The organism is Pseudomonas palmensis (genome assembly GCF_017848315.1).
GTDB classification, from domain to species: Bacteria; Pseudomonadota; Gammaproteobacteria; order Pseudomonadales; family Pseudomonadaceae; genus Aquipseudomonas; species Aquipseudomonas palmensis.
This window is the reverse complement of sequence record NZ_JAFKEC010000025.1, coordinates 1-12,963: the sequence shown is the minus strand read 5'-3', so window position 1 is coordinate 12,963 and position 12,963 is coordinate 1. Positions and strand designations below refer to the sequence as shown.

The following is a 12,963-nucleotide window of genomic DNA, read 5'->3' as shown; positions in this document are numbered from 1 at the left end:
AATCGCGCCCGCTCTGCGCCGCGGGTTGTATCCGGGTCAGGGTCCCCCCTTCCATGTCGCGTAATGGACTACGTTGTGAGCTTTCTTTCGATCGAGTTCGGCCTCTGCTTCACTCTGTTTTTCGCGGTCTACTGGAGCCTTTGCTGGAGCGTTCGCCTGCAGAACGTCCTGCTGCTGGCGGGCAGCTATGCGCTGGTCGCAAGCTTCAGCCTCGATTCGCTGTACATCCTGCTCGGCTACACCCTGCTGGTCTACCTGCTGGGGCTGTTCAGCGCGCGACATCCCGGACGGCGCTTCACCTACCTGATGGTGTTGCTGCTGGTGCTGGGCTGCTTCTATGTCTTCAAGTACCAGGAATTCTTCGTGGGGGGTGTGCAGGCCGCGCTGGCCGACCTGGGCCTGGACGTCTCGCTGCCGGTGCTGGAGGTGCTGCTGCCGATCGGGCTGTCGTTCTACACCTTCCATTCGGTCAGCTACCTGGTGTCGATCAACCGCGGTGAAATGGCCCCGGCCGCGCCGCTGGACCTGGCCCTGTACCTGGCCTTCTTCCCCAGCCTGGTGGCCGGCCCGGTCAACCGCGCCGCGCACATGCTGCCGCAGATTCGCCCGGCGCAGATCCGCCAGGTGCTGGAGCCGCAGCGGGCGCTGGGGCTGATTGCGCTGGCGGTGGTCAAGCTGTTCTTCTTCAGTGCCTGGCTGGGCAGCGAGTGGGTCGACCCGGTGTTCGAGACCCCAAGCGGCTTCAGCGCCGAGCAACTGCTGCTGAGCGTGTACGGCTACAGCCTGCTGATCTACCTGAACTTCAGCGGCTACACCAACCTGGTGACCGGCGTGGCGCTGCTGCTGGGCTTTCGCCTGCCGGCCAACTTCAATGCGCCCTACGCGGCCCGCAACCTCAAGGAGTTCTGGGGGCGCTGGCACATCAGCCTGTCGACCTTCATTCGCGACTACGTGTACATCCCGCTGGGCGGCAACCGCCAGGGCGTGTGGCGCGGCAACCTGAACATGCTGCTGGCGATGCTGGTTTCCGGCCTGTGGCACGGCGCGAGCCTCAACTTCATCATCTGGGGTGCGCTGCATGGCGTGGGGCTGGCGCTGTACAAGGCCTCCACCTACGTGCTGCCACAACCGATGCGCTGGCCGGGCGCGGATGTGCTGGCGCGCCTGCTGACCTTCCACTACGTCGCCTTCGCCTGGATCTTCTTTCGCTGCGCGAGCCTGGATGATGCGCTGGACATGCTCGGCGGCATCGCCGGCCTGAGCCTGGGCGGGCTGTTGAGCACCACCGGCCTGCTGTTGCTGGGCTGCGTGCTGTACATCGCGGTGTACCCGCAGGTGCTGGCGCTGCTGCGCCAGGGTTTTGCCGCCAGCAGCCGGCTGCCCTGGCAGCTCTACCCGATCCCGCTGGGGCTGTTCGTGTCGTTGGTCATCTTCGCTTCGCAATCGGGCGTGCCGGGGTTCATCTATGCAAGCTTCTAGTACCGGTCAGCTGTTCAAGACGCAAATGGGCGCGGCCAAGGTGCTGTACGCGATCCTGGTCACCACCTTGCTGCTGTTCTGGCTGAACCAGAACTCCATCAGCCTGTACTGCCAGCAGAAGTATCACCAGAGCTGCGAGCTGCCCTGGGTAGGGCAGAGCCAGGCGTGGCGCCTGGGCGGCAACCTGACCCAGGCCCTGGGGGATGCGCGCAGTAGCTTCATCGACAGCCTGGAGCGCCAGACCCTGCTGGCCCAGGCCGAGGGCATGCCGACGGTCGAGCTGCCGCCCAGTATGCCGGTGGTGCTGGTCGACCTGGCGCAGCCGCATGCCAAGGCGCCGGCGCCTGCCAAGGTACCGGTGATGGCGCCGACACCTGCGGCCAGGCCCACTGCAGTGCAGCCAGCGACAGTGCCGCCGGTTGTGGCGCAGGCGCCCGCCGCGCAACCGGTCAAGGTGGCGGCGCAACCGCTGGTGCCGGGGCAGCCGCCCAAGGCCGTGAGCCTGGCGGCTGGCGACGAAGTGTTCCTGGTGGGCGACTCGCTGATGCAGGGCGTGGCGCCGCACCTGGCCAACACCTTGCTCAAGCGCTACCAGATCAAGAGCGTCAACCTCAGCCGCCAGAGCACGGGCCTGGCGTACCCCGGTTTTTTCAACTGGCCGCAGACGGTGTCCGACACGCTGCAGAATCACCCCAACATCCGCCTGATGGTGGTGTTCCTGGGCCCGAACGACCCGTGGGACATGCCCGAGTCCAAGGGCAAGCCGTTCCTGCGTTTCAAATCGCCTGAGTGGGAGGCGCTGTACCGCAAGCGCATCGACCGGATCCTGGACGAGGCCCGCGCTCACAATGTGCAGGTTATCTGGGTCGGCCCGCCCAACATGCAAAAGCCCAGGTTGTCGACGGCCATGGCCTATCTCAGCGGGCTATATGAAAGCCAGGCGCAGCTGTACCAGCAGCATTACGTGTCGGCCAACGGCGTGCTCGGTTACCAGGCCGACGAGTTCTCCTATACCCTGCAGAACAGCCAGGGCAAACGGGTCAAGACCCGTGTCGACGACGGCATCCACTTCACCACCACGGGCCAGAAGCTGATCGCCGAGCAGGTACTGTCGATGATCGCCTTCCCGGGCCTGACCGTAACGGGACACTGAGCATGCGCCGAGCGCACAACATCCTGGTGCTGGCGGCGCTTATCTGCGCACTGCCGGGCTGCAGCCCGGTGGCGGCGGTCAACGCGCCGGCCGCGCGCCCCCTCGCCGTGCAGCAGAAGGCGACCGGCAGCCGTGACGGCAACCTTGCGGTGCTGGCCGGCAAGCTGCGCACCTCCAGTCGCACACCGGTCAATATCGTGCAATTCGGAGATTCGCACACTGCCGCCGACCTGTTCAGCGGCGAGATGCGTCGCCTGCTGCAGTCGCAGTACGGCGATGGCGGCATAGGCTTTGTGGCGGCGACACCGGTACCTGGCACGCGCTACGACAACCTGATCCTCAAGACGGCCAGGCGCCAGTGGGAGCTGGTGTCGGCGCGCAACCAGCAAAGCACCCAGTTCCCGCTGGGGGGCTACCTGTCGGTACCGCTGGCGGCGAACCCGAGCGTGCGCCTGGAGGCGCGCGAACCCAGTGCCCAGCGCTACCGTATCTCGGCCCTGTACCAGGCGCGGGAGAACAGCAGCCTTACCGCCCGTGGCGGGCAGAACGCGGCGCGCCGCGTGATGCTGGCCGCAAGCAACGGGCAGTGGCGCTTCAGCCCGCCGCTCAACAGCATCAGCCTGCCGGTGGACATGAGCCTGAATGCCCACCCGGGCACGGTGCTGGGTGGCTGGTACATCCAGGGCCAGAAGAACGCCGGGGTGACCTATTCGGCCCTGGGCATCAACGGTGCGCGGCTGGAGGTGCAGGACAAATGGCAGGCTGGCTGGCAGGAAAACCTCAAGGCCCTGCGCCCGGACCTGATCATTCTGGCCTATGGCACCAACGAAGCGTTCGACAACACCCTGGACATGGCCAAGTACCGTGACCAGTTGCGCCGTACCGTGGCCCAGCTCAAGCGGGTGCAGCCACGGGCGGTGATCCTGCTGGTGGGGCCTTCGGACTCGATCAAGCAGCGTGGCGCGCGCACCTGCGCGACGCGGCGCCCGCAGTCGTTGCCGCAGGTGGTGCAGATCCAGCGCCAGGTGGCACGCCAGGCCAACGTGCTGTTCTGGGACTGGCAGGCCTACATGGGCGGGGAGTGCTCGATTGCGCGGTGGCAGGCAGAGGGGCTGGCGCGAGGCGACCTGGTGCACCTGACGGCTGATGGCTATCGCAAGAGTGCGTCGGGGCTGTATGACTACCTGCGTGGGCAGTTGGGGCTGCGCTGAGGCAAAAAAAGAGGGGCTGTATCGGTGTCGGGATTGGCTTGCGGCGCCCCGGTGCATCGATAACAGCCCCCCAGCTTCGAGCCACAGGGGCGTCGAACTCAGGTGCAAGCATAGAATGGTTTTTTGGGGCCTGCTGTAGGACTTTTGGACAGATCTCGAAGGGTTCTTCGTCAGCATGGCTGACTCCTGCCGTTTATCCCAACCCTGCAGGAGCCGGCCTTGCTGGCGAAAGCCGCGCTGTAGTCAGCCCGCCGGGGTCAGCCCCAACGCGTAATCGAGGTACCCGCGATACGCCGTTTCCCAGTCATCCTGGAAGGTGTGCCCGGCCGGGTGTTCGTGGCTTTGCACCGGGTTGCTGCCTTCGAACGCCTTCTGCGTGGTTGCGGTCAGTTCCAGGTTGCTCGAATGCTCCTTGGCGCCGTGCACGATCACGATGCGCTTGTCCTTGGCCTTCTGCACGGCGAATGGAATGCGAAAGCCGCCCGGCGACAGCAGTACCGCGCCGCTGTAATGCTGCGGGTATTCGGCGATCAGGTGCGCCGCATGTTCGGCGCCCTGGGAAAAGCCGATCAGCGCCACGTTCGAGCGGTCGATGCGGGTCTGCTTTTCCAGGGCCTTGAGCGCGGCCGCCACGGCTTTCTCGGTCGGCTCGACCGAGTGTTGCTGCCACATGAACTGGCCCTCGTCGCGCTTGAGCGTGCCGTTCACGCCCACCAGTACGGCGCGTTCGCCCACCAGCTCTTCACGCATGCGAATGCCCTTGCTGCCTTCGGTGCCGTAGCCGGACAACCACACCACTACCGGCCAGCCGCCGGCCGGGGCCTTGCCTTCGGGGATGCTGAACGCCGCCGCACCGGCATCCTTGGCCTGTTTGGCGTAGTTGGCCTCGGCGCTCTGCAGCAGTTTCTTGTAGGCCGGTGCGTCCTTCATGCTCTCCAGCTCGTCGTCGTCACGCAGGATCACGGCCTGCCAGAAACCGCGCTCGCGGGCCTGGTCGAGCAGGTCGCCAGCCAGATCGAACTTCTCCATCGAGGCCAGGGCGGCGCCGGCCTGGTAGGACGCATAGGCGTTCTTCGGGTCCAGGCGTGCGGCCGTCAGGTAATAGGCCAGGGCGCCAGCCATGTTGTCGTGCTCGCTTTTCTCCTTGTCGCCGGCATCGATGAATTCCTGTGCGTCGGCATCGTTCAGGTAGAGGTTGGCCATGCCGGCCAGGCCCTGCCAGCGGCCCTTGGCAACGGCCTCGTCTTCGTCGGCGAAGCTGGCGGTGGCGGTAAGGCTCAGGGCGGTGAACAGGCTGAGGGTGGCAAAGTGCAGACGAGGAGATGTCATGAACGACAAGACCGAGAGTCCTTTTTCGGTGGAAGGGAAAGTGTGCCGGCCAATACGGCCGGGGCGCGGATTCTAGCATGGCAGCTCAGCTGCGCAGCTGGTTCCAGTCCAGTTCGAAGCGCGCCAGGTATTTGCGCAGGCGGTCGGCATCGTTGGGTTTTTCCTTGTCCTGGCGCGACACCGCAAACAGCTGGCGCCCTGCGTCGGACAGCGAGCGGGCATCGCGACACACCCGCAGCACGGCCTCCAGTTGCAGGCGGTCGAACAGGTCCAGCTCACGCCCTTCAAGCAACGGCTCGGTGGGCGCGGCAACCCCCCAGGCCCGTTGCAGCCGGGTGATCTCTTCGCTGACCAGGGGCTCGTCGATGCGTCCGCTGTCGGCCAGGGTCGCCATGCGCGTGATCGAGGCCGACAGCTCGCGAAAGTTGCCGGCCCAGCGTGCTTGCGGTGAATGGGCGAACGCCAGGTACTGGCGCTTGGCTTCAAGGTTGAAGCGCACGTTGCGGCCCTGTTCGCGGGCGTGGCGCTGCAGTTCGAAATCGATGTTCGGCTCGATGTCTTCGCGCCGCCCGGCCAGCCCCGGCAGTTCGAAGGTCCACAGGTTGATGCGCGCATACAGGTCTTCGCGAAACAGCCCTTCGGCCACCTGCTTGCGCAGGTCACGGTGGGTGCCGGCGATCAGCTGGAAGTCGCTTTGCACCTCGTTGTCTGCGCCCATCGGGAAGAAGCGCTTCTCTTCGATGGCCTTGAGCAGCATGGCCTGTTCGTCGGCGCCCAGTTCGCCGATTTCGTCGAGAAACAGCATGCCGCCGTCGGCGGCGCGCAGCAGGCCGTCGCGGGCGTTCTGTGCTCCCGTGAAGGCGCCCTTGATATGCCCGAACAGGCTCGACATGGCGCCGTCGCCGCGCAGCGTGGCGCAGTTCACTTCGACGAAGCGGCCCTCCAGCTGGTGGCGCGTGCGCTTGAGTTCATGGATGCGCCGGGCCAGGAACGACTTGCCGGCACCGGTCGGCCCCACCAGCAGCATCGGGGCGGTTGAGCGCAGGGCGACGCGCTCGATCTGCTCGATGGAGTGGTTGAACGCCACGTTGCGCGTGGCGATGCCGGCCTTGAGAAACGCCAGGCTGTGCGCCTGCTCGCGCTGAAAGCGCGAAGCGATGTGGTCATAGCGCGACAGGTCGAGGTCGATCAGCGTGCTGGTGCCGGCCGGGTCACGCTCTTCTTCCTTGCCGCGCGCCGGCGAGGTCTGTACCAGTCGCGCCGGCAGGTAGCGCGCCTCGGTCAGCAGAAACCAGCAGATCTGCGCAACGTGGGTGCCGGTGGTGATGTGCACCAGGTAGTCCTCGTGCTCGGTGTCGAAGTGGTAGCTGCTGGCGAAGTCATGCAGCGCGCCGTACATCTCTTCGAAATCCCACGGGTTGTGCAGAGCCAAGCGGTGCAGGCGCACCTCGGTGTGGGGCGACACGCTGAGTACATCCTCGCGCAGGCGCTCGGCCAGGCCCAGATCACGTTCGCTCTTGCCGTGAATCAGCTCCAGGCGGTCGATCGAAAGATCAGGCTGCTGGCACAGCGCGACGGTGGGCCGCCACTTGTTCCAGCGCGCGGCACCCTTTCCGTTGCGGTCGAGGGTGGTACCGATGAAGCCGATGGCAACGCTGCGCTTGTGCATGCTGTTTATCTTTTTGGATAAATGAAGAGATAAAAGTATACATAAAAGCCCTCAAGCATTTGCCCGGTGCGCAGGTTGATTTAACGAAGATGAAAATAAAACACTTATAAATCAATGAGTTGAAAATAAATTCTAGCGCTTTGACGAAACCTGGCACGCCCCTCGCAATAACGCTTTCGACCGCATCGCCAAGCAGGCCAACGGGTCGGGGTTCACAACCCCACCGGTGCACGAGCCCACCCCTGGTGTTGGTGTCGTGCATGCCGCCGCCGCAACGACCGGTCGCTGGCGCAACCCCGGATGGGGCCGCCAACGAGCCTAGAACTCGTTACATACCCTCCACGGTAGCTGTACCCGTAACACCCGCCGGTGAGGCGAGGGCAACGCACTTGCAGCCAGGATGGCTGACTGTCGCGAAGGACGCCCCCGCCACCGCTGGTACGCCCGGCCTGCTGGCCGGGCCCTGGGCAAGGCGCAACGTCGGACCGAAGGACTCGGTCGGCAAAGGACTCTGATGTCCCGACGCGTGCACCTCCCCCCGGGCCCCACCTGCAGCGCTCGGCGTACCGGCAGCACCGGCACCACGGAATTCATTGAAAGGGAAATACAGAATGAAACTGCTCAAGCGCTTCATCGTGAAAAAGAACGAACGCGGCCTGCTGTTCTGCGAGGGCGACTTCGTGTCGATCCTGGAACCGGGCGTGCATCAGCGCTTTGACCTGCATAACCGGCTGACGGTGGAAACCTTCAGCCTCAACACCCCGCGCTTCGAGCACCGCCTGGCCGGCTACCTGCGCCAGAGCGAGCCGGCGGTGGTGGATCAGTACTTCGAGCGCATGGACCTGGCCGAACACGAAGTGGGCCTGCGTTTCGAGGATGGCGCACTGGCGGAACTGCTGCCACCGGGCAGCCGCCAGCTGTACTGGAAGGGCCAGAGCGCGCAGACCCTGCAGCGCATCGACCTGACCCACAGCTATCGCCTGGAGCCGATCCTGCTCGGCCAGCTCGGTCAGCCCAAGCTGCGCGGTCGCACCCTGGCCGGGCTGGATGCGGTGCTGCTGGCGCCGGTGCCGGCCTTCCATGTGGGCGTGCTCAAGGTCGATGGCGCAGTGGTCGAGCTGCTGCCGGCCGGTCAGTACGGCTTCTGGCGCTTCAACCGCCAGGTGAGCGTCGACATGGTCGACATGCGCATCCAGTCGCTGGAGGTCAGCGGCCAGGAGATCCTCACCCGCGACAAGGTCAGCCTGCGCCTGAACCTGGCGGCCAACTGGCGCTACAGCGACGTGCTGATGGCTTTCGCCAGCCTCAGCAAACCGCTGGAGCACCTGTACCGCGAGGTGCAGTTCGGCCTGCGTGCGGCCGTGGGCACGCGTACCCTCGACGAGCTGCTGGAGAACAAGCAACTGATCGACGACACCGTCAGCCAGTACCTGGCCGAGAAACTGGTGGGCAGCGGCATCGAGGTCAGCGGCCTGGGCGTGCGCGACATCATCCTGCCGGGTGAAATGAAGACCCTGCTGGCGCAGGTGGTGGAGGCTGAGAAGGCGGCCCAGGCCAACGTGATCCGGCGCCGCGAGGAAACCTCGGCGACCCGTTCGCTGCTCAACACCGCCAAGGTCATGGAAGACAACCCGACGGCCCTGCGCCTGAAGGAGCTGGAAACCCTGGAGCGGGTGGCCGAGCGCATCGACCGGATTTCGGTATTCGGCGGGCTGGATCAGGTGTTGAATGGGCTGGTCAGCCTGAAAACCGCATGACACCTGCCAGGCCTTCGGGCCTGGCGGGCTACAAGGACAATTGAGATGAAACACATGAACATCCTCGAAGTGGCCAACGGCAAACCGATCAAGCTCTGGACCCAGGGCGTGCCGGTGGACGAGGACGCACGCCAGCAACTGATGAACACCGCGCGCCTGCCGTTCATCTTCAAGCACCTGGCCGTGATGCCCGATGTGCACGTGGGCAAGGGCTCGACCATTGGCAGCGTGATCCCTACCCTGGGCGCGATCATCCCGGCGGCGGTGGGCGTGGACATCGGCTGCGGCATGATCGCGGCGCGCACCTCGCTGGTGGCGGCCGACCTGCCCGACAACCTGCAAGGGCTGCGCAGCGCCATCGAGAAGGCAGTGCCCCACGGCAAGACCTTCGGCCGGCGCGACCAGGGCGCGTGGAACCACGTACCGACCGCCGCCGATCAGGCGTGGTCGGCCCTGGCCGGGCGTTTCAAGGCGATCACCGACAAGTACCCGCAACTGCAGAAGACCAACAATCGCCAGCACCTGGGCACCCTGGGCGGCGGCAACCACTTCATCGAGGTGTGCCTGGATGAGGCCGACCGCGTGTGGTTCATGCTGCACAGCGGCTCGCGGGGCGTGGGCAATGCCATCGGCAACCTGTTCATCGAGCTGGCCAAGGCCGACATGCGCCAGCACATCGCCAACCTGCCGGACAAGGAACTGGCGTATTTCGAGGAAGGCAGCCGACATTTCGACGACTACGTCCAGGCGGTGGAGTGGGCCCAGGACTTTGCCCGGCAGAACCGTGCGCTGATGATGCACGCGGTGATCGAGGCAACGCGCCAGGTCATCCGCAAGCCGTTCGAGGCCAACCTGCAGGGGGTCAACTGCCACCACAACTACGTGCAGAAAGAGCAGCACTTCGGCCAGGAGATCCTGGTGACGCGCAAGGGCGCGGTGTCGGCGCAGAAGGGCCAGTTGGGGATCATTCCGGGCTCGATGGGCGCCAAGAGTTTCATCGTGCGCGGCCTGGGCAACGAGGAATCGTTCTGCTCCTGCAGCCACGGTGCCGGGCGGATCATGAGCCGTACCCGGGCCAAACAGGCCTTCACCCTTGAGGACCAGGTACGCGCCACCGCGCACGTGGAGTGCCGCAAGGACAAGGACGTGATCGACGAGATCCCGATGGCCTACAAGGACATCGATGCGGTGATGGCGGCGCAGCGCGAGCTGGTGGAAGTGGTGCACACGTTGCGTCAGGTGGTGTGTGTGAAAGGCTGATGGCCTCTTCGCCGGCCGTGCCGGCGAAGGGGTACAACGAGGATTCGAACATGAACATGGAAGACCGTCACCCCCTGCCCAGTGCGATGCGCAGCTGGGTACTCGAAGAACTGCAACGCATCGAGCGCGAGCATGACGTGCGCGTGCTCTACGCCTGCGAATCCGGCAGCCGCGCCTGGGGTTTTGCCTCCACCGACAGCGACTTCGACGTGCGCTTCATCTACGTGCACCGCCAGGACTGGTACCTGCGCATCGACGAGCCACGCGACGTGATCGAGCGCCCGCTCACCGACGAACTCGACATCAGTGGCTGGGAGCTGCGCAAGACCCTGCGCCTGCTGCGCAATGCCAACCCGACCCTGCTCGAATGGCTCGACTCGCCGCTGGTGTACCGCGCCGAGCCGGGGGCGCTGCAAGCCTTGCGCGGCCTGGCCAGGCAGTTCCATTCGCCGCAGGCGGCGTTTCACCACTACCTGTCGATGGCTACCAAGAACTTTCGCATCTACCTGCAGGGCGAAGAGGTGTGCCTGAAGAAGTACCTCTACGTATTGCGCCCGTTGCTGGCGGTGCGCTGGATCGAACAGGGCCTGGGCATGCCGCCCACCGCGTTCGCCCAACTGGTGGAGGCGACCCTGCACGACCCGCTGCTGCTGGCCGACCTGGACGAGCTGCTTCGCGTCAAGCGCATCGCCAGCGAAGCCGATTACGGGCCTCGCCGCGTACTGCTGCACCAGTTCATCGAGAGCGAGCTGGCACGAGGGGGAGCCGCTCCGGCACTGCCCAGGCCCCACGGCGATGTAAAACTGCTCGACGACTATTTGCGTGATACTGTGCGCCGTTTTTCATAGGAGCCTGTATGAACAAGGATGTCGACGCATGCTGAACCTGCGGCTGGCGCAACGCTGGGAGCGCCTGGGCAATCGCGATACCGAGGTGGGCCTGATGCTGCTGTTCGCCCTGCTGGCCGCGCTGTTTGCCTGGGGCGCCTATGTCATGGCCTATCCGGAGCATGGCTGTGTGCGCATGGGCAAGGGCAACAGCGGCCCCCTGGAGTGCAACCCGCGCCAGCTGCTCAACAATGCTGTCGGGCTGCTGTTGATCGGTGTCTGCTGCGCAAGCCCCATCTTCTACATCCTGTGGCACTGGATCAAAGACATGGCGCGGCCATTGACGCTGGAAGAGGAATAGCTCGATGACCGACAGCAAATACGAACGCCTGCCCCACGCCGGTGACTTCGAGCGGGTGGCCGGCACCGAGATCGTCTACCTCTCGCCCCTGCCGATCCCCACCGGCATGCCGGCCTACAGCAGCCGCAACCTGCACCGCGAATCCAACGAGGTGTACCTGGACTTTGCCATCGGCCAGGGCAACTTCGAGTTCATGGCGCGCTGCGGCATCGCCTCGGTGATGGGCGTGGTTACCTGTTTCATGCTCACTGCCTTGCTCGGCTCCTGGGCACGCCGCCATGTGGAGCCGTTCTGGAGCACCTTCGCCGACTTCATGGCCAACGGGTTCATCTGGGGCTTCATCGCCTGCCTGTCGTTGCTGTATGCGGGGATGTTCTGGCGGGTGATGCGCGAGGTGACGATTCACCCGCCGATACGCTTCAACCGCCAGCGCCGCGAGGTGGCGTTCGTGCCCACCCGGGGCGCGGCGCCGATCTTCGTGCCGTGGGAGTCGGTGATCGCCTGCGTCAGCGCGGGGCGCACCGTCACCGAGTACGCCGTGCTGCCCGCCTTCAACCTGATGTTCTGCCTGCGTCAGGCCGACACCGGCAATGTGCTGTGGATCAACGTGCCCAGCGGCCACCTGGGCGCGGCGATTGCCGAATGGGAAGCGATCCGGGTGTACATGGAAGAGGGCCCGGCGAGCCTGCCGCCAGCGCCCGATGAAGAGTTCGAGGAGGGCACCGTGGCGTTCTTCCACATGGCCCGCCAGGGCTATCGCGACAACTTCCCGTGGTGGCAGCACTGGTTTGGCTTTCTGTTTGTGCAGGCCTTCGGCGGCTGGACCTTGCCGTGCCATATCTCGCACTGGGTCAACAACCGGCCCAAGGCGGGCATACCTCCTGAGGTGAAGGCGTGGTCGACGCCGCTGCCGGCTGAACAGCATGCCAGGCCCAGCGCCGAACTGCTGGCGCAGAGCGAAGAGGTGCGCAGTACCTTGCGTCGTGGCCAGACCCTGCTCGACTACTTCAATGTGAAGTTTGGCGACCCGGCTGAACCGGCAGCCGAGGCGGCCTCAGGTTCAGCGCCAGCACGCTGATCAGCACCAACGGCCCGCCCAGCATCACCGAAGCCGAGGGCCGCTCGCCCAGCAGCGCTGCGGCGATCAGCATGGCGAAGGCGGGTATCAGGTACAGCGCCAGGGTCACCCGGGTGACCTCGCAGTGGCGCAGTACCCAGGCCCAGGCCAGGTAGGCCAGCGCGCTGGGGAATACCCCCAGCACCAGCACCGCAGTGTTGGCCTGGGACGGCGCGTGGCCCAGGTCGTCGAGCAGCCCCGGCAGGTACACCATCAGCAATGCAGTGCCCGACCATACGGTGTAGCAGGTGATGGTCAGCGCGTCGTAGCGGTGGCCGTGGTGTTTCTGCAGGGCGAAATAGATGCTCCACGACAATGCCGCCACCAGAATCAGCAACCCGTGCGGGTCGAACTGACCGAGCCCGCGATCGCCGGCCACCACGATCACCGCGCCGGCCATGCCCAGCAGCAGGCAGCCCCAATGCCAGGCCCCGGCCACCTGCTTGAACACCCAGTGCGCGATCAGCAGGCTGAACAGCGGCGTGGACTGCGCCAGCACACTGGCCGCCCCGGCGCTGACCCCACGCTGGCCGTAGTTGATGGCCACATGGTGCAGGCTGACCGCGAACAGGCCAAGCAACAGCAGGGTGGGCACGTCCCTGAGCCGGGGCAGGGCGATGCCGCGCAGCAGCGCGATGACCGCCATGAACAGCGACGCCACGATAAAGCGCGCCAGCGCCAGATGCGTGGGCGCATAGCCCTGCAAGCCCAGGCGGATGCCGGTGGGCGAGTAGGCCCAGCACAGCAGCACGAAGAGTACGGCGCAGGCAATTTTCAGTGAGCTGGGGCGGGTCATGGGG

The 12,963-nt window shown here is 65.4% G+C and carries 11 protein-coding genes; 8 read left to right on the top strand and 3 right to left on the bottom strand.

Annotation, left to right across the window (positions count from 1 at the left end; genetic code table 11):
* Window positions 1-75 precede the first annotated feature (75 nt).
* The 3 genes from JZZ72_RS14755 to JZZ72_RS14745 are packed head-to-tail and all read left to right on the top strand — an operon-like array spanning window position 76 to window position 3,843.
* A complete protein-coding gene (locus JZZ72_RS14755; RefSeq protein ID WP_238596467.1) occupies window positions 76-1,479 on the top strand; it encodes an MBOAT family O-acyltransferase in 1,404 nt (467 codons plus the stop codon).
* Window positions 1,466-2,632, top strand: coding sequence for an SGNH/GDSL hydrolase family protein (locus tag JZZ72_RS14750; RefSeq protein ID WP_210014645.1), 1,167 nt, complete (start codon window positions 1,466-1,468; stop codon window positions 2,630-2,632). The genes JZZ72_RS14755 and JZZ72_RS14750 overlap by 14 nt, the downstream gene beginning before the upstream one ends.
* A gap of 2 nt (window positions 2,633-2,634) precedes the next feature.
* On the top strand, window positions 2,635-3,843 hold the full coding sequence (locus tag JZZ72_RS14745) for an SGNH/GDSL hydrolase family protein (protein WP_043861881.1): 1,209 nt from the start codon (window positions 2,635-2,637) through the stop codon (window positions 3,841-3,843).
* 243 nt (window positions 3,844-4,086) lie between these two features.
* On the opposite strand, the gene JZZ72_RS14740 is transcribed toward JZZ72_RS14745, so the two are convergent.
* Together JZZ72_RS14740 and rtcR are read right to left on the bottom strand one after the other, a co-directional pair.
* Window positions 4,087-5,172, bottom strand: coding sequence for an alpha/beta hydrolase (locus JZZ72_RS14740; protein ID WP_177333013.1), 1,086 nt, complete (start codon window positions 5,170-5,172; stop codon window positions 4,087-4,089).
* An 85-nt stretch (window positions 5,173-5,257) separates the two neighbouring features.
* Entirely contained in the window at window positions 5,258-6,841 is a 1,584-nt protein-coding gene (gene rtcR / locus JZZ72_RS14735; protein WP_043861879.1) for an RNA repair transcriptional activator RtcR, read from the bottom strand.
* Window positions 6,842-7,452: 611 nt separating this feature from the next.
* Between rtcR and JZZ72_RS14730 the strand changes: the two genes are divergently transcribed.
* The 5 genes from JZZ72_RS14730 to JZZ72_RS27835 are packed head-to-tail and all read left to right on the top strand — an operon-like array spanning window position 7,453 to window position 12,124.
* Window positions 7,453-8,598: a slipin family protein gene (locus tag JZZ72_RS14730; protein ID WP_043861878.1), complete on the top strand. Its 1,146-nt coding sequence runs from the start codon at window positions 7,453-7,455 to the stop codon at window positions 8,596-8,598.
* Between the two features lie 45 nt (window positions 8,599-8,643).
* On the top strand, window positions 8,644-9,858 hold the full coding sequence (locus JZZ72_RS14725) for an RtcB family protein (protein ID WP_100634145.1): 1,215 nt from the start codon (window positions 8,644-8,646) through the stop codon (window positions 9,856-9,858).
* 50 nt (window positions 9,859-9,908) lie between these two features.
* Window positions 9,909-10,706: a nucleotidyltransferase domain-containing protein gene (locus JZZ72_RS14720; RefSeq protein WP_210014644.1), complete on the top strand. Its 798-nt coding sequence runs from the start codon at window positions 9,909-9,911 to the stop codon at window positions 10,704-10,706.
* A 28-nt stretch (window positions 10,707-10,734) separates the two neighbouring features.
* The gene (locus JZZ72_RS14715) at window positions 10,735-11,046 is read left to right on the top strand and encodes a hypothetical protein (protein ID WP_043861876.1); all 312 of its coding nucleotides are present in this window, start codon (window positions 10,735-10,737) and stop codon (window positions 11,044-11,046) included.
* Window positions 11,047-11,050: 4 nt separating this feature from the next.
* Entirely contained in the window at window positions 11,051-12,124 is a 1,074-nt protein-coding gene (locus tag JZZ72_RS27835) for a DUF6708 domain-containing protein (protein WP_052504270.1), read from the top strand.
* Here JZZ72_RS27835 and JZZ72_RS14705 read toward each other — a convergent pair.
* Window positions 12,054-12,959 carry a DMT family transporter gene (locus JZZ72_RS14705; RefSeq protein WP_210014654.1) on the bottom strand — a complete coding sequence of 302 codons (906 nt, stop codon included), beginning with the start codon at window positions 12,957-12,959 and terminating at the stop codon, window positions 12,054-12,056. The genes JZZ72_RS27835 and JZZ72_RS14705 overlap by 71 nt on opposite strands.
* Between the last annotated feature and the right edge of the window lie 4 nt (window positions 12,960-12,963).

Bases quoted from the DNA above. Each gene is read 5' to 3' on its own strand.
- JZZ72_RS14750 (WP_210014645.1), top strand. From the start codon at position 1,466: ATGCAAGCTTCTAGTACCGGTCAGCTGTTCAAGACGCAAATGGGCGCG.
- JZZ72_RS14745 (WP_043861881.1), top strand. From the start codon at position 2,635: ATGCGCCGAGCGCACAACATCCTGGTGCTGGCGGCGCTTATCTGCGCA.
- JZZ72_RS14740 (WP_177333013.1), bottom strand. From the start codon at position 5,172: ATGACATCTCCTCGTCTGCACTTTGCCACCCTCAGCCTGTTCACCGCC.
- rtcR (WP_043861879.1), bottom strand. From the start codon at position 6,841: ATGCACAAGCGCAGCGTTGCCATCGGCTTCATCGGTACCACCCTCGAC.
- JZZ72_RS14730 (WP_043861878.1), top strand. From the start codon at position 7,453: ATGAAACTGCTCAAGCGCTTCATCGTGAAAAAGAACGAACGCGGCCTG.
- JZZ72_RS14725 (WP_100634145.1), top strand. From the start codon at position 8,644: ATGAAACACATGAACATCCTCGAAGTGGCCAACGGCAAACCGATCAAG.
- JZZ72_RS14720 (WP_210014644.1), top strand. From the start codon at position 9,909: ATGAACATGGAAGACCGTCACCCCCTGCCCAGTGCGATGCGCAGCTGG.
- JZZ72_RS14715 (WP_043861876.1), top strand. From the start codon at position 10,735: ATGCTGAACCTGCGGCTGGCGCAACGCTGGGAGCGCCTGGGCAATCGC.
- JZZ72_RS27835 (WP_052504270.1), top strand. From the start codon at position 11,051: ATGACCGACAGCAAATACGAACGCCTGCCCCACGCCGGTGACTTCGAG.
- JZZ72_RS14705 (WP_210014654.1), bottom strand. From the start codon at position 12,959: ATGACCCGCCCCAGCTCACTGAAAATTGCCTGCGCCGTACTCTTCGTG.